Source organism: Magnetospirillum moscoviense, from assembly GCF_001650635.1.
GTDB lineage: Bacteria > Pseudomonadota > Alphaproteobacteria > Rhodospirillales > Magnetospirillaceae > Magnetospirillum > Magnetospirillum moscoviense.
The window spans coordinates 38,325-61,093 of record NZ_LWQU01000130.1 but is presented as its reverse complement, the minus strand read 5'-3'; the positions used below and the strand labels follow the sequence as shown (position 1 = coordinate 61,093).

Sequence of the window (22,769 nt, the reverse complement as noted above, 5' to 3'; positions counted from 1 at the left end):
AGAAACAACCATGTTCAAGGACATCCTGGTCCATCTGGACGGCGGCGAGCGCGATTCCTTGCGCATCAAGGCGGCGATGGTGCTGACCAAGCGGTTCGGCGGCCGTCTGACCGGCCTGTTCGCCCGGCTCGAGCATCAGGGACTGGCGATGGTGGCCCATCGCGGCTCCGATGCCTTCGAGGCGGCGGCCGCCCAGTCCGAGCGTCAGTTCGCCGAGTGCCTGGCTGGATCGGGCCTGGACAGCCGCTGGTGGCGGCTGGCCCATGGCGAACCGTCGCACGTTCTGGCCGAGACCGCCGTATGCGCCCGTTTCCACGACCTCACCATCCTGGGCCAGCATCACGACGGCAAGAACGCGCCCGAGCAATTGATCGAGCAGGTGGTGGTGCAATCGGGTCGGCCGGTTCTGATCCTGCCGTCGGTGGGCGACTATCCGACCATCGGCTCGAATGCGCTGGTGGCATGGAACGGCGGCCGCGAGGCGGCCCGGGCCTTGAATGATGCGATGGCCCTGCTGGAAGGTGCCGATGTGGTCGAGGTGGTGTCGGTGCGCCGGGGCGAGGCGGCGGTACCGGCGGCCGGCCTGCCGCCCTTGTCCATCACCGACCATCTGGCCCGCCACGGCGCCAAGGTGACCCGCGAGGTGCTGGCCGGCGACGATATCGGGGTGATGGACCTGCTGCTGTCCCGGGCCTGCGACCAGGGCGCCGATCTGTTGGTGATGGGCGCGCTGAGCGGCGAGGGCTTGCCCTTCTTCAAGGGCGGCGGCACCCGCCACATCCTCAAGCACATGACCCTGCCGGTGTTGATGAGCCATTAAGGTCCGGACGCGATTGAGCCACCATACGCGTGCAACGACGCGGAAGACGGCCGAGAGGAACGTGTCCGCGCGTTTGTCGTAACCGGTGGCGATCCTTCGGAAGTCCTTCAGACGGCAGAACATGCGTTCGACCAAGTTACGTCTGCCGTAGACGATGCGGTCGTAGGCGTGGGGATTCTGCCGTGTCGGGTTTGGCGGGATAACGGCTTCGCAGCCGCGTTCGGCAAGCCAGTCGCGGGCTCACTGGGAATCCCTTAATTGAGTGCGCCCTAGTGTGGTGATTCCGAAGTTCGCATCAAAATGCGGACATCGGAATCACCACACAATTCAACAGATTAGTGGCCTGCTCATCCCAGAAATTCACTTGCGAATTTCTGGGGCAGGACACTAGTTCACCGATGGCCGGACTTCCAGAGCCCCCTGGTGCGCCCGCCAGCCATCGGCGATCTTCGGGTCATGAATGACCGCACAGCCCTTGCCGCGTCGCTTGGCTTCATAGACGGCGAGGTCGGCCTGCTTCAGCAGGGCGTCCGCGTCGCCCGGCGCCGCGGCGGTGTCGGCAATGGCGATCCCCACGCTGGCTGAGATCGTCACCGTGTTAGCGGTGCGCAAGGCGATGGGGCGTTCGATGGCCTCGATGACGCGTTCTGCGACGACCTGGGCGTGGGCGAGGTCACCGTCCTCGGTCAGAATCGCGACGAACTCGTCACCGCCCAGGCGGGCGACCACGTCATTGCTGCGGAACAGGCGCTGCAGCCGGTCGGCGATAATGACCAGCACCTCGTCGCCCGCGTCATGTCCGTAGGTGTCATTGACCGGCTTGAAGCCGTCCAGATCCAGCAAGATCAGGGTGAACGGGCGGTCGTGCCGGTGCAGGCCATCCAGTGCCACCGCCAGCGAGTCGTGCAGGGCGGCACGGTTGGCAAGCCCGGTCAGCATGTCGCGATAGGCGAGGTCACGCATCCGCTGCTCGGCCTTGCGGCGCAGGGTGACGTCCTCGGCGACGACGATCAGAAGCCGGATTTCCGAGGCCTCGTAGAGGATGGTGGACACTTCGACCTGCCGGTGGCACTCCTGGTCCGCCAGCGCCCGGGCGAGAAAGACCAGCGAGACCGGCGCGTTGGAAGCGGCATCGCGCACCCTCTCCCAGTCGCCGGCCCGTTCCCAGATCCCCAAATCCCGGACGGCCGCGCCGATGGTTCCCTCCGGCCTGGCATCGGCGGTGCCGAAGGTGCGAAGCCAGGCAGCATTGATGTTGACGACCCGCTCGCTGTCCAGGCGCACCACCATGGTGGGGGTGGGAATCGAGGCCAGAATGTCTAGGATGCGGTCGTGCATGATGCGCACCGCCCGCAGCAGCCCGTGTGTCACCACCGAGCCGTCCTCGACCGCGACCTGGTGGGCCAGGTCTCCGGCCGCGATCTTCTGGGCCATCTCAATGACCAGCCGGTTCTCGTATCCCTCGCGCCGCAGGGCAATCGACAGGTAGCCCATCATCGCCACGAAGGGCAGGAAATAGGCGACGTGCAGCGCGAAGGTGGACCAGAAGGCTTGGGTGTCGAACACGAACACCGGCGCTCCAAGGCTTTGCGCCAGCCCGACCAGAAGATGGTGGAAATAGATGAATACCGTCGCCGCCGCCACCGTGCGCCAGTCCCGGTAGTAGAGAAGCACGCCGATCAGGCCGAAAGCCGAGAAATGGGCTTCGATGTCGCCGCCGGTCTGGTGGATGATCAGCCCTGTAAAGGCCATGAAGGCGCAGGCCATGAACAGCCGGGTCAGCAGGCTGCCCGCCGCCCGCCAGGTCAATAATCCCCCGACAAGCAGCGTCGGCACGCCGATCAACAGCCACGATCCCCAGGTTTGGTTATAGGGTGCGATCGCCGCGCAGACGGCCAACAGGAACACGCACATGCCCAGCATGATGCGGTCGGCCTGCTGGCGATACGGCAGCAGGCGATCGTCGTACGTGGCTTCCAGGCGGAAGGGATGGATCAGGCGGCGCATAGGATTGCAGCCAGGGCCGAGCGATACCCCAGGCCCGCCAGGGTTCCCAGTGTCACGACCGCCCATGCGGCGAAAATCCAGGGCAGAGCGCCATCAATCGCCTTGTCCACCGATCCCCCAGGGTTGAACATGTAAATAAATGGTAATCATACCCGGGGAGGCATGTCAAATTCATACATTCCGGCTTCAAACATTACTGCGTCATTAGAGGACTTTAACCAACACAAACCATGCCCGATAGTAATTATTCGACATTTCCCAGATAGGCGGTCCATCCGCCCCGTCATTGGCGGCGTTGTCCCCGGCACGAGCCAGCACGGCGTTGCCCGGCAGGCCGAAGACATAGTCGATGCCGTGCGCGTCGCACCAGTCCATCACCTCGGGGCGGGCGCAGTGGCCGCCGCCGCAATGGCGGCTGGCGTGATGCACATTATGCGCATCACGCTATAGGTCAAAGCAGTCCGAACAAAAAAGAGGGCCGGGCGTCTGGGACGTCCGGCCCTTTTTCAGGTGTGGCTCTCGTGAAGGGAGACATCTTCGCCGACGCCGCCTGGGGAGGGACGGCGCCAAACCGGGAGCCCGCCGGTTAAAGGAGATCCTCGTCCAGCGCCATCACCAGACCGGCGCCGGCCTGGATCAGCTGGGCTAGGCCATCGATCCGCGTCAGCACGTGCTCGCCATAGAAGCGGGCGGTGACGGATTTGGCGGCCAGGAAACGGTCGGATGGCGCGGCTTGGGCGGCGATCAATTGCTCGGCCATCATCTGGCCGCCGACCAGGGTGCCCATCAATTCCAGGAACGGCACCGCCACCGCCGCCGCCTCGCGCTGGGGCAGCCCGACCAGGCAGCGGACCGATCCCTTGGCCGCCTGGGTGGCGGCGCCCAGACGGGCGGCCAGGGCCGCATCGTGCGCCGTCAACCGGTCCGCGGTGGCGGCGATGTCGGCCAGCAATCCGTCGATGGCGGCGCCGCCATCGCGCAAGGTCTTGCGCAGCACCAGATCGTTGGCCTGGATGGCGGTGGTGCCTTCATAGATGGTGGTGATGCGGGCGTCGCGGAAATGCTGGGCGGCGCCGGTTTCCTCGATGAAGCCCATGCCGCCATGGACCTGAACGCCGGCCGAGGCGACGAAATTGCCGATTTCGGTCGACCAGCCCTTGACCAGCGGGGTCAGCAGGTCGGCCAGCAGCTGGGCTTCGGCCCGGCGGGTGGCATCGGGGTGATGGTGGGCGATGTCCACCGCGGCGGCCGCCTTGTAGATCAGGCCGCGCATTGCCTCGATGCGGCACTTCATGTCCATCAGGGTGCGGCGCACGTCGGGATGGTTGACGATGCCGGTGCGGTCCTCGCCATTCCAGCCGACCGGGCGGCCCTGAATGCGCTCACGCGCATAGGTCAGCGCCTGCTGATAGGCCCGCTCGGCGATGGACAGGCCCTGCAGCCCGACCGATTGGCGGGCGTGGTTCATCATGGCGAACATGTATTCCAGGCCGCGATTGGCCTGGCCGACCAGGGTGCCGACGGCGCCCTGGTTCTCGCCGAAGGCCATCACCGCCGTCGGGCTGGCATGGATGCCCAGCTTGTGTTCCAACGAGGCGCAGGCGACGTCGTTCCTGGCCCCCAGCGCGCCGTCGGCCCCCACCAGGAATTTCGGCACGATGAACAGCGAGATGCCCTTGACCCCCGGGGGCGCGTCGGGCAGGCGGGCCAGCACCAGATGGACGATGTTTTCCGCCATCTCGTGGTCGCCATAGGTGATGAAGATCTTCTGGCCGAACAGGCGGAAGCTGCCGTCCTCGGCCGGCACGGCGCGGGTGCGGATGGCGGCCAGGTCCGAGCCGGCGGCCGGCTCGGTCAGGTTCATGGTGCCGGTCCACTCGCCGCTGACCAGCTTGGGCAGATAGGTCGCCTTCTGGTCGTCCGAGCCGTAGCCGGCGATGGCGTTGACCGTCCCTTGCGTCAGCATCGGGCACAGGGCGAAGGCCATGTTGGCCGAATGCCACATTTCCTGCACGGCGACGTTCAGTAGGTTGGGCAGGCCCATGCCCCCGAACTCGGCCGGGAAGGCCAGGCCGTTCCAGCCGCCCTCGACCAGCACGTCCCAGGCCTGGCGCCAGCCCTCGGGCAGGCTGACCTTGCCGTCCTTCAGATGCGCCCCTTCCAGGTCGCCCACCCGGTTCAGGGGGGCGATGGTGCCGGCGGCGATCTTGGCCGCTTCTTCCAGGATGCTGTCGGTCAGGTCGGGGCTGGCATCCTCGAAGCCGGGCAGGGCGGTGATGTCGGCCAGCCCGGCCAGCGAATTCAGCACGAAACGGATGTCGGCCAGGGGCGCGGTATAGCTGGTCATGGTCAATCGGTCTCCGCCCGGTGGGTCACAATGCCTTGGCCCGCTGGCGCAGCATGAATTTCTGGATCTTGCCGGTGCTGGTCTTGGGCAGCGGCCCGAATACCACGGTGCGCGGAATCTTGAAATGCGCCATGTGGTCGCGGCAGAAGGCCATGATGTCGGCCTCGGTGACGGTGGCATCGGGCTTCAGATCGACGAAGGCACACGGCGTTTCGCCCCATTTGTCGTCGGGCCGGGCCACCACGGCGGCCTCCATCACCTGGGGGTGGCGGTACAGCACATCCTCGACCTCGATGGACGAGATGTTCTCGCCGCCCGAGATGATGATGTCCTTGGACCGGTCCTTGATCTCGACATAGCCATCGGCGTGCCACACCGCAAGGTCGCCGGTATGGAACCAGCCGCCCTGGAAGCATTCCTGGGTCGCCTTGGGGTTCTTCAGATAGCCCTTCATGACGTTGTTGCCGCGCATGAAGATCTCGCCCATGGTCCGGCCGTCCTTGGGGCAGGGCTCAAGGGTCATGGGGTCGGCCACCATCACCGCTTCCAGCATCGGGCCGCGCACGCCCTGGCGGGCCTTCAAGCTGGCCTTTTCATCCAGGGTCAGGCCGTCCCACTTGTCGTGCCACACGCACAGGGTCACCGGGCCATAGACCTCGGTCAGGCCGTAGACATGGGTGACTTCCCAGCCCATCCGCTCCATGCCGGCGATAACGGCGGCCGGCGGTGCGGCGCCGGCGGTCATCACCTTGACCGGCTGGGTGATGCCCTCCTTCAAGGCCGGCGGGGCGTTGTTGATCATGTTCAAAACGATCGGCGCGCCGCAGAAATGGCTGACCCGCTCGGTGCGGATGGCCTCCAGGATCGGCTCGACCCGGACATGGCGCAGGCACACGCTGGTTCCGGCGGTGACCGCCAGGGTCCACGGGAAGCACCAGCCGTTGCAATGGAACATCGGCAGGGTCCACAGATAGACCGGGCCGTCGCCCATGTTCCACGACAGCGCGTTGGACACCGCGTTCAAATAGGCGCCGCGATGGTGGTAGACCACGCCCTTGGGGTTGCCGGTGGTGCCCGAGGTGTAGTTCAGGGTGATGGCCTGCCATTCATCGGCCGGCATGGTCCAGGGATGCAGGTCGGCGGCCAGCAGGTCCTCATAGAGGCCCTGGCCGATCAACTCGCCGCCGGCATAGGTGGGATCGTCGATGTCGAACACCGGGACGGCCGAGTCCAGCATCGCCAGCGCCCGCTTGGCGACGCCCGAGAACTCGCGATCGACGATCAGCATCTTGGCTTCGGCGTGCTTTAGGATGAAGGCGATGGCCTCGGCATCCAGGCGGGTGTTGATGGCGTTCAGCACGGCACCGGCCAGCGGGATGCCGAAATGGCCCTCGAACAATTCGGGCGTGTTGGCGGCCAGCATGGCAACGGTGTCGCCCGTGCCGATGCCGCGCGCCTTCAGCCCGGCGGCCAGGCGGCGGCAGCGGATGAAGGTCTCGGCCCAGCTTTGGCGGCGGGCCCCATGGATCAGGGCGATGCGGTCCGGCCACACGGCGGCGGCGCGTTCCAGGAAGGTCAGCGGGGTCAGGGCGACGAAATTGGCGTCGTTCTTGTCCAGATCCTGCTCGTACACGCTGGCGCCGCCCATGCGCTTTCTCCCTTGGCCAAGGTTTCCCTGTCGCCGCTTTTCGCAGCGTTGGTCAAAGCTGTATCAGGCGGGCATTTCCTAAGTGTCTCAGGATTGTGACGAATTGTTGCGGGAGGGGGATTACTCTGCGCCCAGCCACACCACGTCGGCGGCGAACAGATAGCCGGCGCCGTAAACGGTCTTGATCAGCCGCGCCCCCTTGGCATCGCGTTCGATCTTCTTCCTGATGCGCGAGATGCGGACATCGATCGAGCGGTCGAAGGCGCAATCGTCGCGCTCGGAATCGGCGCCTTGCAACTGGTCGCGCGACAGCACCCTTTTGGGGGCCTTCAACAGGGCCATCAGCAGGCTGGCCTCGGCGGCGCTCAGGCTTTCCTGATGGCCGTCATCGGCGGCCAGGGTCAGGTTGCCGGGGTCGAACACCCACTCGCCGAAACGGGCGCGCTGCAGATTGTTGCCGGCCGCCACCGCCGCCAATTGTTCGCGGCGGCGCACCAGCGAATTGATGCGCGCCACCAACTCGCGCGGCTCGAACGGCTTGACGATGTAATCGTCGCCGCCCAGTTCCAGGCCCAGCACGCGGTCGGACACCCCGCCGCGCCCGGTCAGGATCACCACCCCCATGCGGGCGTCGCCCCACAATTCGCGCACCAGGGTCAGGCCGTCCATGTCGGGCAGGCCCAGATCGACGATGCATAGCTCCGGCGGCTGGCGGCGGATGGCGGCGCGGGCGTCCTTGCCATTGCCGAAGGTCTGGACCTCGTAGCCATAGCCCTCCAGCACCGAGCGGACCAGAGTGCGAATGTCGGGTTCGTCGTCGATGACGTAAAGAAGTTTCCTGCTGCTCACCCGGTTGCTTCCCCCAACTTGGCGATGGCGTCGATCAGGTCCCGTTTATCCCACGGCTTGCCGAGCACGATGATATCCGATCCGACCACGCTGTCATCCATGGCGAATCCGCTGATCAGCACGATGCCGATCTCGGGCCGGGCGGCCTTCAGCCGTTTGGCCAGGTCGGTTCCCGACAGGCCGGGCATGACGATGTCCGACACCACCAGATGCAAGCCGTCGATCTGCTGGGCCAGGTCCCAGGCCTCGTCGCCGGATTCGGCCTCGACCACCGAGAAGCCCAACTCGACCAGTTGCCGGCGCATCACCCGGCGGACATCGGCATTGTCCTCGGCCACCAAGGCCAGGCGGCCGGGCCAGGCCTGATCGATTTTTGCCGAGACCGGGGCCTGGTCCTGCGAAACAGGTTCGGCCCTGGGCAGCAAGATGGTGACGACGGCGCCGGCGCCCGGCCGGCTGTCGATCCTGATGAAGCCGTGCGACTGCTTGACGAAGCCATAGACCATCGACAGACCCAGGCCCGAGCCGCCTTCCTTGGTGGTGAAGAACGGCTCGAAGGCGTGGGCGGCGGTGCCGGCCTCGAAGCCGTGGCCGCTATCTTCGACCTGGATGCACAGATAGTCGCCGGCCGGAGCCATTTCGTCGAATTGTTCGGGCTGGTCCAGCACCCGGATCGCCGCCGACATCCCCAGCCTGCCGCCGTCGGGCATGGCGTCCTTGGCGTTCAGGGCCAGGTTGACCAGGGCGTTTTCCAGCTGGTTGGGGTCGGCGATGGCCCAGCAGGACAGGCCTTCGTCGGCGATGTCCATCTGGATCGAGCTGGGCAGCGAGCGGCGCAGCAGCACCGCCATGTCGCGGATCAAGAGGGCGACGTCGACCGGCTGCGGCTTCAGGGGCTGGCGGCGCGAAAAGGCCAGCAGGCGGCTGGTGATGTCGGCGCCGCGCCGGCCGGCGCGCTGGGCCGGTTCCAGATAATCGTCCAGCCCGGCGACATTGCCATAGCGTTCGCGCGCCGCCGCCAGGTTGCCGATGATGATGGACAGCAGATTGTTGAAATCGTGGGCCAGCCCGCCCGACAACTGGCCGACGGCGTTCAGGCGCTGGGCTTCCATCAGCCGGCGCTCGGTCTCGCGCTCGGCGGTGACGTCCAGCGACAGGACGAACATGCCGCCGCTGGCCTCGCCGTTGGCCAGTTCGGGGATCAGGGTGTTCTTGGTCACCATGTTCTGGCTGTCGTCGCCGAACGGGAAGGCATATTCGAAGGTGACCGGCGCGCCCTGGTGGGTCTGATCCAGATAGGGCGCCAGCACCCCGTGGGCCGAGCGGCCGACCACATCGGCCAGCAGGCGGCCGGTCACCTCGGACTTGTCGCGCCGCATCAGGTCGGCCCAGCGCTGGTTGGCGAAGCGGATCGTCTGGTCGCGGTCGAGATAGGCGATGGCCGCCGGAATGGCGTCGAGGATCAGACGCTGGCGCGCCTCGGTCTCGGCCAGGGCGGCCTGGGCGCGGTTCTGCTGGCCGATGGCGGTCTGCAGGCGGCGGTTGCTGTCTTCCAGTTCGATGGTGCGTTCACGCACCCGGCTGTCCAGGGTGGCGATGTTGTCCTGGACCCGGTCGATCATGGTATCCAGGCCGGCGGCCAGGATGCCGATCTCGTCCTCGCTGGAAATGCCGGTCCTGGCGGTCAGGTCGCCGGCCTGGACCTGGGCGGCGGTATCGACCAGCCGGCGCAGCGGCCGGACCAGGCGCCGGGCCCCCATCCACGCCATGGTGATGCCGACCAGCAGGATCAGGATGGTGAGCCAGATGATGCGGTTGGACAATTCCTCGGCCGAGCGGCGCAGATCCTCGACATAGACCGACGAGGCGATGTACCAGTCGAAGCCCGAGAAGTGCCGCACCCAGCTGATCTTCTGATAGACGTAATGGCCGGGGTCGGACGGCTTGTCCCACAGGTAATAGACCGGCTCGCCGGAATCGGCGGCGGCCTTCAATTCGTCGGCGATGGACCGGCCCGATTGCGGATTGGTGAGCCCAGAGAACTCGCTGCCCTCGATATTGGGGTTGGGGTGGATCACCATGTTGTTGCGGGCGTCGAAGATATAGACGTAGCCGGCGACGCCGATGCGGATGGCGCGCAGGACCTGGCGCAGATCCTCGATGGCCATGGCCTTGCGCCGCTCGACCTCGGCGTCGATATCGGCCAGATAGGCGCCGGTGCCGACCACCAGACGGTGCTCGGGCAGGTCGCGAAAATAGGAAATCTTCTGCTCGGTGGACCCGCCCTTGGCCCGGCGCCACGGATAGGTGTGGAATCCCTCGCCCCAGGCCCGGGCGGTCGAGATGATCATCGGGATGATGGTGTTGCCCGACTGGTCGCGGAAGTCGGCGGCATTCTTGCCCTGGAGCTCGGGGTCGGGGTGCGACAGCAGGTTCGAATAATAATCGGTGACCCAGATATAATCGTCGCGGCCGTATTTCATCGACCGCAGGCCCTCGAACACCAGGCGCCGGGCCTCGGAATCGGAAATCTCGCCGCGGTCGCGCTGGCCGAACACCCAATCGACATAGCCCGAAGCCAGTTGGACGATGCTGCGCAATTGCTGCTTATAGGACGCCTCGGTCAGGCTGCGCTGCTCCTCCAGCCCGCCCTTGATCTTGGTCGCCATGGTGAAGACGTTGTCCAGGATGGCGCCGCTGGCGTTCAGCTCGATGGTGTAGGCCCTGGACTGCACCAGCGGCACCACCAACAGATAGACCGCCGCCGAGAACGAGCCGACGACGATCAACATGGTGGAAAACAGCCGGTGAAACAGGCGAGAGCGGATCATGCGTGGTCCCGGCGACGGGCGTGGGTGCGGCATCCATCCTTATCCGCAAGCCGGGGGCGGCTCAAGTGTCTCGCAAAAAACCTCGAAAAATGAAGCGGATGCCGACCGAGCCTGATGTTTTCTGTGCGCTTTAAACGCATCGTTAAGGGGTCCGGAAATAAGTGTTGATGTTGGAATGGAGTATTGTCCTTTGAAAAGATCGGGGGCTTTCGGTTCGGTCATGATCGCGGCGGCGCTGGCGTCGACGCTGTCGGCCTGCGCCTTGGAACCCGAACAGCTGGCCGAAATTCGCCAGGACCTGCAAAAGCACGCCGACACCTTGCCGCAAGAGGTGCTGTCCCGGCCGCTGACCGTCGACGATGCCATCGCCTTGGCCGTCACCCACAATCTGGATTCCCGCGTTCGCCTGCTGGAAGAGGTGTTGGCCCAGGGCAAGGCCGACCTGTCGATCTTCGCCATGCTGCCGACCATGGCGGCCAAGGCCAACCTGTCGCGGCGCGGCCCGCGCAAGGCCACCACCTCGAAGGATCTGACCGACGGCACCACCGGCAATTATTCGACCAGCGAAGACGTCATCAGCCGCACCCGCGACCTGACCGCCACCTGGAACCTGATGGATTTCGGCATCGCCATGTTGCGGTCCGACCAGGAAGAGGACCGCGTCAAGCTGGCGCTGGAAAAGCGCCGCCGCGCGCTTCACCTGCTGGTTCAGGACGTCCAGGCCGCCTATTGGAAGGCGGTCATCAACGAATTCGCCGAGGCCAAGTACAACGCGCTGGAACTGCGCCTGATCCGCTCGGTCAACGATGCGGAAGAGGCCGAGCGCAGCAAGGTCGGCGACCCCATGCAGATGCTGGCCCACCAGCGGGCCATCGTCGATACCATGCGCCAGATCGCCGAGATGCAGCGCCAGACGGCGACGGCCCGGGCCGACTTGGCCGGGCTGATGGGCGTTCAGTCGATCGGCGCCTTCCGCCTGGCCGAATTGTCGGAAGGTGCCACCTTGACGGTCACGCCGCCCGCCCCGGATGTCGAGGCGCTGCAGCAGGTGGCCTTGGACAACCGCCCGGAATTACGCAGCGAGGAAGCGCAGTTTCGGATCGACGTCCAGGACATCTATACCGAGCTTTTGAAGTCGCTGCCCGGTATCGGGCCGTTCATCGGCGGCCACCACGACAGCAATTCCTATCTGAAATACAACGCCTGGGCCGATGCCGGCGTGCAGGTGGCGTGGAATCTGGTCGACGTGCTGTCGATGCCCAAGCGCATCCGCCAGGCCCAAAGCAACGTCGAGGTCACTCGGGCCCGGCGTCTGGCCCTTGGCATGGCGGTGGTGACCCAGGTCCGGGTCGCCGACATCCAGTACCGCCACGCCCTGAAGGAATACCGCCTGACCGAGCAGATGGCCGGCATCGACCGCCGCATCACCTCGCTGGCCGGCAAGTCCAAGGAAGCCGGCAGCGGCAGCGCCATGGAAGAAATCAAGGCCGAGGCCTCGTCGATGCTGTCGGCGATGCGCCGCTTCATCCTTTATTCCGATCTGCAGGCGGCCAAGGCGCGCCTGGACGCCGCCATGGGCCTGGACCCCAGCCATCCGGGCGAGGAGAAGCCCCCTGCCACCGCTGCCCTCACCAACTGAGCCGCACATTCTCGACGGCCAGGCCAAGGCGGTGGCCGCCTGCCTGCGTGCCTTGGGCCAGGCGGTGGCGGCGACCGCCTTGAAGGATTCCTACCGCATGGCCGAGGCCGAGGGCGAGACCCAGCCCTGGCCGGTGGCGCTGGGCCGGCACGGCTTCGCCGCCCATGTCGAGGACCGGATCGACCCCTCGACCCTGTCGGACGATCTGTTCCCCTGCGTGCTGCTAAGTGGTGCCGAGCCGCGCCACCTGATGGCGCCGCCGTTGCAGCCGGGCGCGGCCACAATGCTGTTCGTCCGCCCGTTGCTGGACAAGTCGGTCGCCGACACCCCCACCGCCTGGCCGGCGCTGTTGGCCTCGTGGCGGCCGATGATCGTGCGGGCCGGCTTGGCCGGCGGTCTGGCCAACGTGCTGGCGCTGGCGGCGCCGTTATTCTCGGCCCAGGTCTATGACCGCGTGCTGCCGCACGGATTGCTGGATTCGCTGGCGGCCATGGCCATCATGTTCCTGGTCGCCGCCATTTTCGAACAGGTGTTCCGCCGCCTGCGCGGCCTGTTCGTCGAGGACGCCCTGCACGAGGGCAATGTCCGCCTGGCCATGGACATGCATCGGCGCATCCTGGAAACCCGCTTCGACGGAGCGGCGGCGCCATCGGGTCATCTGATGCGCATGCTGCAGGATTTCGATTCGATCCGCGACGGCTTCGGCGCCGCCGCCGTGTCGCTGCTGGCCGATCTGCCGTTCATGGCCCTGTTCATGCTGGGCCTTTTCCTGTGCGATCCGCTGATCGCCCTGGCGGTGCTGGGGCTGAATCTGGTGGTGGCCGGCTCGACCCTGGTGGCGCTGCATCGCCAGAAACTGCTGCATGCCGAATTGTCGCGCGCCGCCAGTTTCCGCGCCCAGGCGGCGCAGGAAAGCTTCTTCGATCCCGAAACGGTGCGCCGGGTCGGCGCCAAGACCTATCTGCAGGGCCGCTTCCGCCAGGGCACCGCCCTTTACGCCCAGGCGGCCCGGGCCATCCGCACCATGGCGGCGGGGCGCGGCAACCTGTCGATGCTGGCGCAGAACCTGGCCATGCTGGCAGCCATCGGCCTGGGCGGCTGGCGCGCCGTCGAGGGCCAGATGAGCGCCGGAATCATCCTGGCCGCCACCATGCTGGCGACCCGCTTCACCGGGGCCACCATGCAATTGATGAGCGTGGTGCCGCAGACCCTGTCGGCGCTGGCCTCGCTCGAGGCCTTGCGCACCGTCACCGGCCGGCCGACCGAACGGCCGGTGGGCGTGCATCTGATCCACAGGCCGCTGGCCCAGGGCGCCATCGCCGTCGAGGGGCTGGTCGCCCGCTATCCCAAAGCCGCCCATCCGGTGCTGGACGGTATCGACCTGGCCATCGGCGCCGGCCGCCGGCTGGCGGTGGTGGGGCCGTCGGGCTCGGGCAAGACCACGCTGGAAAAGGTCCTAAGCGGCATCATCCGGCCCGAGACCGGCCGGGTGCTGCTGGACGGAATCGATATCGCCCTGATCGACCCGGCCGACCTGCGCCGCCATATCGCGGTGTGCCCGCAAAATCCGCCGCTTTACAGCGGCACCTTGCGCTCAAACCTGTCCTATGACGGCCTGGTGTCGGACGACGACATGATCGCGATGCTGAATTCCCTGGGGGCGGGGGGCATCATGCCGGTCGGCATGGGGCTGGATTTCGAGGTGATGGAAGGCGGGCGCAACCTGTCGGGCGGCCAACGCCAATTGGTGGCCGTGGCGCGCACGCTGCTGCAAGGGGCCCCGGTGACCATCCTGGACGAACCCACCGCCGCCCTGGATGAGGCGACCGAGCGCAAGGCCATCTCGGGCATCCACCGCGCCATCGGCACCCGGACCCTGGTGGTGATCTCGCACCGGTCGGCGGTCGGCGCCCTGGCGTTGCGCACCGCCACCATGGAGAAGGGCAAGATCACCCAGTTGACCCAGCGCGAGCCGCCGGCCGCGCCCGCCGCCAAGGGGGCGTGACATGACCGGCAAGCCGAACCCCGTCATCGATCCCTTCCGCAGCCCGATCCACGGCATCGCGCCGAAACTGACGCCGCCTTCGGCCAATGCGCTGCTGCGCTGGTCCACGGCCGCCTTCGTCGGGCTGATCGTGGCCGGGGCGGTGCTGGAAATCGACGAGGTGGTCACCGCGCCGGCCCGGGTCGAGCCGTCGGGCCAGATCCGCCATGTCCAGCATTTCGAGGGCGGCACCATCCAGGAAGTGATGGTGCGCGAAGGCAGTTTCGTCGCCGTGGGCGAGGTTCTGGTCCGGCTGGTCAATTCGCAAGGGGCGGGCGATCTGGCCGACAAGCGCGCCCGCTGGCTGGCCTTTCAGGCCCGCGCCGCCCGCCTGAAGGCCGACCTGTCCGGCACCAAGGACATCGAGTGGCCGGCCGGCATCTCCATCGATGCCGACACCAAGCGCCGCGAGCTCAGCATCCACACCGAGCGTCTGTCGCACCGCGCCCAGCAGATCACGGTGATCCAGCGCGAGATGGAACGCCGCCGTCGCGAGGTCACCGAGACCGAGACCCGCCATTCCGGTCTGGTGCGTGCCCAAGCCAAGGGCAACGAGGAAATGCGCATCAAGAAGAAGGCGTTCGACGCCGGCGTGGTCGGCAACCAGGAAATCGTCCGCCTCGAACGCGAGCAATTGATGCTGGACACCGAGGTCGCCACCGCGCGCGACACCATCTCGCGCCTGCAGGCCCAGTTGCACGAGGCCGAGGCCAAGCTGTCGGAATTCGAGAAGGGCTGGCGTACCGACGTCCTGGAAGAGATCAGCAAGGTCGAGGCCGAGATCTCCTCGCTGAAGGCGACCATGGAGGTGGCCACCGACCGCGAATCGCGCTCGGACGTGCGCTCGCCGGTCCGCGGCGTGGTCAAGATGGCGGCCATCACCAGTGTCGGCCAGGTGGCCAAGCCGGGCGACACCTTGATGGACATCGTGCCGCTGGACGACGCCCTGGTGGTCGAGGCCCGCGTGGCCCCCGAGGACATCGCCCATCTGCGCCCCGGCCTCAAGACCTCGATCCGGCTGTCGGCCTATGATCCGTTCCGCTATGGCCAGTTGAAGGGCCAGGTGATGGCGGTGGGCGCCGATTCCATCGAGGATGCCAAGGGCACCACCACCCAGACCTATTACAAGGTGACCATCCAGTCCGATCAGGCGGTGCTGACCGATGCCAAGGGCGTCGAGCACGCGGTGCGCTCGGGCATGGCCGGCACCGCGTCGATCGTCATAGGGCGCAAATCCATCCTTCGCATGGTGTTCGACCCGCTTTTGCGCAATGAGATGATTTTTTCACTGAATTCGTTCAGACTACCCTGACGAGCCATTCCCAGAAAGGTGAAGGCCATGCCGATTCTGACCAATCCGGTCGCCGAGCCAAAGTTGCCGGTGACCCAGGTCGCCGACGAGAAACCCGCCGTTCCGGCCGCCGCCGGCAAGGCGCCCGTGGTCATCGGCAAGGTCGACGCCGTCGAGGGTGAGGCGTGGATCGTGCGCGGCGGGCAAAAGATCGCCGCCACCCAGGGCGCCGCCCTGCAAAAGGGCGACAGCATCGAAACCAGCCACGATTCCCAGATTTCCCTGGTGTTCGCCGATCGCTCGACCTTCGTCTTGAAGGATCGCGGCATGATCGCGGTCGATGATTTCAGCTATGATCCGGCCACCAAGACCGGCCACGAAACCATTCTGGTGGCGCAAGGCGCGTTCTCCTTCGTGTCGGGCGACATCGCCAAGGCCAAGCCCGACGCCGCCCGCCTGGCGACCCCGGTGATGAGCATCGGCGTGCGTGGCACCACCGTTTCCGGCCTGGTGGGCTCGGACGGGGCCACCTCGGTGGCACTGCAGGCCGACCCCGGCAGTTCCTTTGTCGGCCAGATCGTGCTCAGCAAGGTCGGCAGCTCCGACGCGCCGCTGGTGCTGAATTCCGCAGGCAGCGGCGTGCTGGGCGCCACCCTGGGCGGCTCTGGCTTGACCGCCAGCAACAATGCCGGTGCGGTGATGTCGTCGGTGGCGCCGGCACCCTCGCCGCCGCCGGCCGCGCCACCCAGCCTGCCGGCCGCCCCGGCGGCGCCAACCGGTGGGCCGGGACAAGGCGGGGGGCAGGGGGCAGCTCAAGGTCAAGGCCAGGGCCAGGGCCAGGGCGGTGACGCTCAAGGCAAGCCGGGCGGCGATGGCGGCGATGCCGGGAAGGGCGGTGACGGCAATGTCGGTGACGGTAATCCCGGTGGCGATGGTGGGCCGGTCGATGTGGCGCCTCCGCCGCCTCCGCCGCCTCCGCCTCCGCCTCCGCCTCCGCCGCCTCCGCCTCCGCCCGCGCCTGCGCCGCCGCCACCTCCGCCGCCGCCGCCACCACCACCACCTTCTCCTCCTCCGCCGCCGCCACCACCCCCGGAGAATAAGCCGCCGGTCGGAACGCCGCAGACCCTGGGGACGCACGGCACCGAGGACCTGTCGCACACGGTCAGCGGCGCCCAACTGCTGGCGTCGTTCTCCGACCCGGACAATGATCCGCTGCAACTGGTCTCGGTAACCGCCGACCATGGCTCGGTGATCGACAATCTCGACGGCACCTATACAGTCATCCCCAATGCCGACTTCGCCGGCAACATGGTGCTGACTGTGGTCGCCGGTGACGGCAAGGTGACGGCATCCAATGCGGTGACCGTGGTGTTCGACGGCATCAACGACCAGCCGACCAACAGTCCGGTCACCCTGACCGCCGGCACCGAGGATACCAGCGTCGTCATCACCAAGGCCCAACTGTTGGTCAACGCCGCCGACGTCGATGTCGGCGACACCTTGGACGTGACCGGCGTGACCGCCAGTTCCGGCAGCCTGACCGACAATCTGGACGGCACCTACACCTTCGTTCCGGCGGCCAATTCTGCGGCGGCGGTGACGTTTGCCTATACCGTCAGCGACGGCAATGGCGGCACGGCGGCCGGCAGCGCCACCATGACCATCAATTCGGTCAACGATTCGCCGACCATGGCCGCCAGCGTGGCGTTGACGGCGATCGCCGAGGATACCGTCTCGCCGACCGGGCAGACGGTGACCAGCCTGCTGAATACCGGTTTCGCCGATGCCGACGGCAATAGCCTGGCCGGCATCGCGGTGATCTCTAACAACGTGGTTTCACCCGACGGCGACTGGCAATATTCCAGCGACAGCGGCACCACCTGGGTGGATATCGGCGGCGTCAATGACGGTTCGGCGGCGCTGGCGCTGTCGGCCTCGACGCTGGTTCGCTTCCTGCCCAGCGCCGATTTCAGCGGCGCCACCCCATCACTTTATGTGCGCGGCCTGGATTCCACCTATGCCGGCGGCTGGTCGGACAGTAGCACCGCCACCTCGGTCACCGTCAACACCGGCAGCCCGGGCGGCGCCAGCGGCATCACCGCCGCCGCCACCGAACTGACCAGTTCTGTCACCGCAATCAACGACGTGCCGACCTTCACCGCCAACGCCAATCACGGCGCCGTGACCCTGGCCGGGGCCGAATACCTGACCTCGGCCGGTGCCCAGTCGCTGGGTACCAACTTCACGATGGAAGCCTGGGTCAAGGATAACGGCTCGTCGATGTGGGGCGGCATCATCACCACTACCGGCGGCACCACCAAATGGGTCCAGCTGAACAAGTATTTTTCCGGCGGGGTGATTCTGGAAGTGTCGGATGGCAGCGGCCTGACGACCCTTACCAGCACCACCCTGATCAATGACAGCAACTGGCACCATGTCGCCGTCTCGTTCGACGCCACCACCATCACCCTTTATGTCGATGGGATCGCCGAAGCCACCGGGGCGGCGTTGCCCTTCGCCGATCCGGTGTCGTTGCAGATCGGCATCTCGCAGGATACCTCGGTCCATTTCGTCGGCTCGATCAGCGACGTCAAGGTGTGGAGCGAAACCCGCACCGCCGCCCAGGTCGCCTCGGACGCCTACAACGACCCGACCGGGGCCGAACCGACGCTGGAGGCGTGGTATCCGCTGACCGAAGGGTCGGGGACCACCGCCACCAACGGCGCCACCAGCTCGTTCGGCAATGCCAGCGCGACCGGAACGCCGACCTGGATCGATGGCAGCTTCGTCACCGTGAACCAGGACACCACCGTCACTATCACCACGGCCCAATTGCTGGCTGGCTCTGCCGACGCCGACGGCGATACCCTGTCGGTGAGCGGGGTCACCGCCAGTTCCGGCAGCCTGACCGACAACCTGGACGGCACCTACACCTTCGTGCCGGTGGCCAGCACCAGCGGAACGGTGACGTTCAGCTATACCGTTTCCGACGGCAACGGCGGCACGGTGGCGGCCAGTGCCACCCTGACCGTCTCCGGCGCCCTGGCGGCGACGGCGGGTGTCGATGCCTTGGATGGCGGTTTGGGCGGCAATACCTATCGGGTGGCGGCGGCCAATTTTGCCTCCGGCGACGCCATCACCGACACCGGAAGTTTTGTCGGCGACATCGACGTCATCGACCTGACCACCACCGGCTCCACCGATCTGGCGGCCGGAACGGTGACCGGCATCGAGAAGATCACGGTATCGACCGGGGCCGGGGCCACCATGGTCCTGGGCGGCGGTGCCGACCCGCAGCAACTGACCTCGATCACCGGCGGCGCCGGGGCAGACGCCATCCAGCTGACCGCGGCCGGCACCACCTTGGACCTGACCGGCATCACCATCTCGGGCATCGAGACCATCTCGACCGGCACCGGCAGCGATTCGGTGTCGTTCGACGACGTCTCGGCGCCGGGCGCCGGCTTCATCCTGGACGGCGACGGCAGCAGCGGCGATACCGACACCGCCACCTTCACTCAGACCCAGGCCGGAACGCTGGACATCAGCGGCAAGACCTTTTCCGCCATCGAGAAGGTGGTGATGGAGGTCAGCGGCACCAGCGCGGGGGTCACCCTGGTCGGCCACGCCCAGGGCACCAGTTTCGTCGGCGGCGCCGGCAACGACGTGCTGACCGGCGGGGCCGGCGCCGACGTGGCGGTCTATTCCGCCACCGCTGCCAGCCAGACCTTCACCGGTGGGACCACGGCGCTGACCGTGACCGGCAGCGGTGGCGCCGACAGCCTGACCGGCATCGAGACCTTACGCTTTTCCGATCGCGACCTCACCTTGTCGGGCGGCACGGCTTACGCCGAGACCCAGGTCAACACCTATACCACCCTCGACCAGAAGGCCGCCGATGTCGTCACGCTCGCCGACGGCGGCTGGGTGGTGGCGTGGCAGTCGAACGGCCAGGACGGCGCTTCGTGGGGAGTTTACGCCCAGATCTACAACGCCGACGGTTCGGTCCGCGGCGCGGAATTCGGCATCAACACCAACACCGGTGATGAGGAATACGACGTTTCTCTGGCAGCGCTCACCGATGGCGGCTTTGTCGCCACCTGGGTCAATTGGGGGGCCGGCAGCGCCGGACAGGACGGCGATTACGGCGGTATCATTGCGCGGCGCTTTGATTCCACCGGGACCCAGACGGCAGCGGAGTTCGTCGTCAATACCACCATCGCCGCCGACCAGACCACGCCCAACGTCAGCGGCCTGGCCTCGGGCGGATATATCGTCACCTACAAAGTTGACGACGCCAGCTATTCCGGCGTCACCGCCCGCATCTTCGATGCCAGCAATGTCGGCGGGGTGGAAATCGACGTCAACCAGTTCACCACCCAGCACCAGGACTATTCCGACGCGGTGCAGCTTTCCAATGGCGACATCATGGTGGTGTGGCAGTCGGACCAGCAAGATAGCGGCGACACCAGCCGGGCCGTCTATGGCCGCCTGATGAGTTCGTCGGGCACCATGGGCGCCAACGAGTTCGAACTGGCCACCACGGTGACCGGAATCCAGGGTTATCCGTCGATCGCCGCTCTCGATGGCGGTTTCGTCGTGGTGTGGGAATCGGAAAGTGTCGATGGCTCGGGCCTGGCCGTGGTCGGCCAGCGCTTCACCAATGCCGGCACCATGTCGGGGTCCCAATTCACCATCAACAACCTAACCACCACCGGCGACCAGAGCCTGGCCCGGGTGACGACCTTGGCCGATGGCGGTTTCGTGGTGGTGTGGCAGTGCGCCAGTGTCGATGGTAATGGCATCGGCGTGGCGGCGCGCCTTTACGATGCGGACGGAACCGCCCGGGGTAGCCAATTCCAGGTCAACACCACCGCCACCGGCGAACAATCAGCCCCGGCGGTCGCAGCGCTGTCCGACGGCGGTTTCGTCGTCACCTGGCAGTCGGCCAGCCAGGATGGCAATCTGCTGGGCATCTACAGTCAGCGCTTCGCCGCCGACGGCACCGTCTACTCACCATTGACGCTGACCGGCACCGCCACCGCCGATACCCTGACGGTCGGCAGCGGCGTTGACATTGTCAACCTGGGTGACGGCGCCGACGCGATCAAGACCACCGATGCGGTGATGGATGCCGGCTTGACGGTGGTCGGTGGGTCGGGTGTTGATTCTATCAGCTTTACCGATGCCGTCACCCTGGTTGACAGCGACTTCTTCGGCGTCTCGGGGATCGAGCAACTGCAATTGGCCTCGACCGCGGCGACGGCGCAGACCCTGACGCTGGGCGCCGAGGCCCAGGCCGGCGGCATCACCGCAGTCGATGCCACTGCGGCGACCGGGTCGCTGGCCATCGACGTCAGCGCCTATACCGGTTCGATATCGCTGGCCGGCGGTTCCGGCAACGATGTCTTCACCGGCGGCACCGCCACCGATTCGCTGAGCGGCGGCCTTGGCGCCGACACCTTCGTCAGCAGTGCAGGTGCGGACAGCATCGATGGCGGGTTGGGGACCGATGTCTTGGATTATTCGTCCGACGCGGCCGGGGTCACCGTCAACCTGGCGCTCGGCACCGCCACCGACGGCTGGGGCGCCACCGACACCTTCACCAACATCGAAAAGGTGGTCGGTTCGGGCTATGCCGACACCCTGACTGCCAGCGGCAGCGGCGCCAGCACTTTGACCGGCGGTCTGGGCAATGATGCGTTCGGCCTGGATTCCAGCGCCGCCGCCACCATCACCGATTTCACATCAGGTTCTGACTTCTTCACCCTGTCCAACTCGGAATTCAGCTTCGGTACCGCCGGCGACCTGTTGACCTCGGACTATGCCGAAAGCGCCACGGCCATGTCGGGCACCGCCACCGATTACGGCGGCGGCAACACCGGCACCGGCCTGGTCGCCATCGATAATGGCGGCAATGTCGAGCTGTGGAGCACCACCGCGATGGAGGCGGCGACCACCGCCAATTCCACCCTGGTCGGCACCGTCACCGGGGTTGACACCACGGCGTTGGACAACACCAGTTTCCACCTGGCGGTGTGACGCCCCCCTTCTAATGATCCATGCGCAGGGCTGACCGCATCCAAATGGTCATTTGCGCGTTTCTGGCAGGGGTGTACGATACCTTTCGATGTTCGGACCGAAGGGGGGATCGAAATGCCTGCAGCGGAAGGGACGGCACCTCTGGCGGTGATCCTGGACCAGGCCGGGTTGGACGGGTTGTTGACCGCCATTCGTGCCAAGGGTTGGCGCACCATCGGTCCACGCGTCGCCGACGACGCCGTCATCTATGACGAGATCGAGACCGTGGCCGACCTGCCGATGGGCGTGGGCGACGAGCAGAAGGGCGGGTATTACCGCCTGAAGGCGCGCGGCGACCAGGCCTTGTTCGGCTATACCAGCGGGGCGCAGGGCTGGAAGCGGGTCTTGTACCCGCCGCGCCAGAAGCTTTTCTCGGCCAAGCGCACGGCTTCGGGCTTCACCATCGATCCCATGGCACAACCCGACGCGCCGCTGGCGCTGATCGGCGTCAGGGCCTGCGAGATGGCGGCCATCAATGTTCAGGCCAAGGTGTTCGGCGACAAGGATTTCGCCGATCCCGGCTATCAGGGCCGCCTGAAAGGCGCGCTGATCGTCGCGGTGGAATGCACCCGGGCCGGCGACACCTGCTTTTGCGACTCGATGGGCACCGGACCCGAGGTGGGCACGGGCTATGACATCAAGCTGGTGGAAATGGTCGGCAAGGCCGGTGTGACCTATGTCGCCACCGCCGCCACCGACAAGGGCGCCAAGCTGTTGAAGGCGGCCAAGGGCAAACCGGCGGCCGAGGCCGACCTCGCTGCCGCCGCCAAGGCGGTCAAGGCCGCGGCCAAGCAGTCGCGCAAGATGGAGACCGCCACCTCGGCCAAGCTGAAGGATGTGCCCGAGCATGCCCGCTGGGATCAGGTGGCGGCCCGCTGCATGACCTGCGGCAATTGCACCATGGTCTGTCCCACCTGTTTTTGCACCACGGTCGAGGACGTCACCGACCTCAAGGGCGACCATGCCGAGCGGTGGCGCAAGTGGGATTCCTGCTTCACCGTCGATTTTTCCTACATCCATGGCGGGGCCATCCGCACCGAGGTTCGCTCGCGCTATCGCCAATGGATCACGCACAAATTGTCGACCTGGCATGATCAGTTCGGCCAGGCCGGATGCGTCGGTTGTGGCCGCTGCATCACCTGGTGCCCGGTGGGCATCGACATCACCGAGGAAGTAGCGGCCATCCACGACAGCACCAAGGGGAGGAAGTGA

12 protein-coding genes and 1 pseudogene are annotated in these 22,769 nt (G+C 66.4%); 6 read left to right on the top strand and 7 right to left on the bottom strand.

Going from position 1 to position 22,769, the window contains the following annotated elements; translation table 11 throughout:
- The first annotated feature begins 10 nt into the window (after positions 1-10).
- Positions 11-820 carry a universal stress protein gene (locus A6A05_RS08365; RefSeq protein WP_068499343.1) on the top strand — a complete coding sequence of 270 codons (810 nt, stop codon included), beginning with the start codon at positions 11-13 and terminating at the stop codon, positions 818-820.
- A gap of 33 nt (positions 821-853) precedes the next feature.
- On the opposite strand, the pseudogene A6A05_RS20095 reads toward A6A05_RS08365, so the two are convergent.
- From A6A05_RS20095 to A6A05_RS08340, 7 genes and pseudogenes are all read right to left on the bottom strand, one after another.
- A pseudogene (locus A6A05_RS20095) lies at positions 854-1,045 on the bottom strand (transposase); the annotation flags it as partial.
- A gap of 162 nt (positions 1,046-1,207) precedes the next feature.
- A complete protein-coding gene (locus A6A05_RS08360; RefSeq protein ID WP_068499342.1) occupies positions 1,208-2,827 on the bottom strand; it encodes a GGDEF domain-containing protein in 1,620 nt (539 codons plus the stop codon).
- Positions 2,828-3,031: 204 nt separating this feature from the next.
- Entirely contained in the window at positions 3,032-3,256 is a 225-nt protein-coding gene (locus A6A05_RS22100; protein ID WP_082910800.1) for a hypothetical protein, read from the bottom strand.
- Positions 3,257-3,413: 157 nt separating this feature from the next.
- The gene (locus A6A05_RS08355) at positions 3,414-5,174 is read right to left on the bottom strand and encodes an acyl-CoA dehydrogenase (RefSeq protein ID WP_068499520.1); all 1,761 of its coding nucleotides are present in this window, start codon (positions 5,172-5,174) and stop codon (positions 3,414-3,416) included.
- Between the two features lie 25 nt (positions 5,175-5,199).
- Positions 5,200-6,822 carry an acyl-CoA synthetase gene (locus A6A05_RS08350; protein ID WP_068499341.1) on the bottom strand — a complete coding sequence of 541 codons (1,623 nt, stop codon included), beginning with the start codon at positions 6,820-6,822 and terminating at the stop codon, positions 5,200-5,202.
- A gap of 120 nt (positions 6,823-6,942) precedes the next feature.
- Positions 6,943-7,671, bottom strand: a complete 729-nt coding sequence (locus A6A05_RS08345; protein ID WP_068499339.1) for a response regulator transcription factor — start codon at positions 7,669-7,671, stop codon at positions 6,943-6,945.
- On the bottom strand, positions 7,668-10,502 hold the full coding sequence (locus A6A05_RS08340) for a cache domain-containing protein (protein WP_068499337.1): 2,835 nt from the start codon (positions 10,500-10,502) through the stop codon (positions 7,668-7,670). The genes A6A05_RS08345 and A6A05_RS08340 overlap by 4 nt, the downstream gene beginning before the upstream one ends.
- A gap of 190 nt (positions 10,503-10,692) precedes the next feature.
- Between A6A05_RS08340 and A6A05_RS08335 the strand changes: the two genes are divergently transcribed.
- The 5 genes from A6A05_RS08335 to A6A05_RS08315 all read left to right on the top strand — a co-directional run bounded on the left by A6A05_RS08335 (position 10,693) and on the right by A6A05_RS08315 (position 22,769).
- Positions 10,693-12,141, top strand: a complete 1,449-nt coding sequence (locus tag A6A05_RS08335) for a TolC family protein (protein ID WP_245644233.1) — start codon at positions 10,693-10,695, stop codon at positions 12,139-12,141.
- 31 nt (positions 12,142-12,172) lie between these two features.
- On the top strand, positions 12,173-14,146 hold the full coding sequence (locus A6A05_RS08330) for a peptidase domain-containing ABC transporter (protein ID WP_245644232.1): 1,974 nt from the start codon (positions 12,173-12,175) through the stop codon (positions 14,144-14,146).
- Between the two features lies 1 nt (position 14,147).
- Positions 14,148-15,497, top strand: a complete 1,350-nt coding sequence (locus A6A05_RS08325) for an HlyD family type I secretion periplasmic adaptor subunit (protein ID WP_068499333.1) — start codon at positions 14,148-14,150, stop codon at positions 15,495-15,497.
- 27 nt (positions 15,498-15,524) lie between these two features.
- Complete coding sequence (locus A6A05_RS08320; protein WP_156520958.1) at positions 15,525-21,518, top strand: cadherin-like domain-containing protein; 5,994 nt, start codon at positions 15,525-15,527, stop codon at positions 21,516-21,518.
- Positions 21,519-21,632: 114 nt separating this feature from the next.
- Positions 21,633-22,769, top strand: a complete 1,137-nt coding sequence (locus A6A05_RS08315) for a 4Fe-4S dicluster domain-containing protein (RefSeq protein WP_068499331.1) — start codon at positions 21,633-21,635, stop codon at positions 22,767-22,769.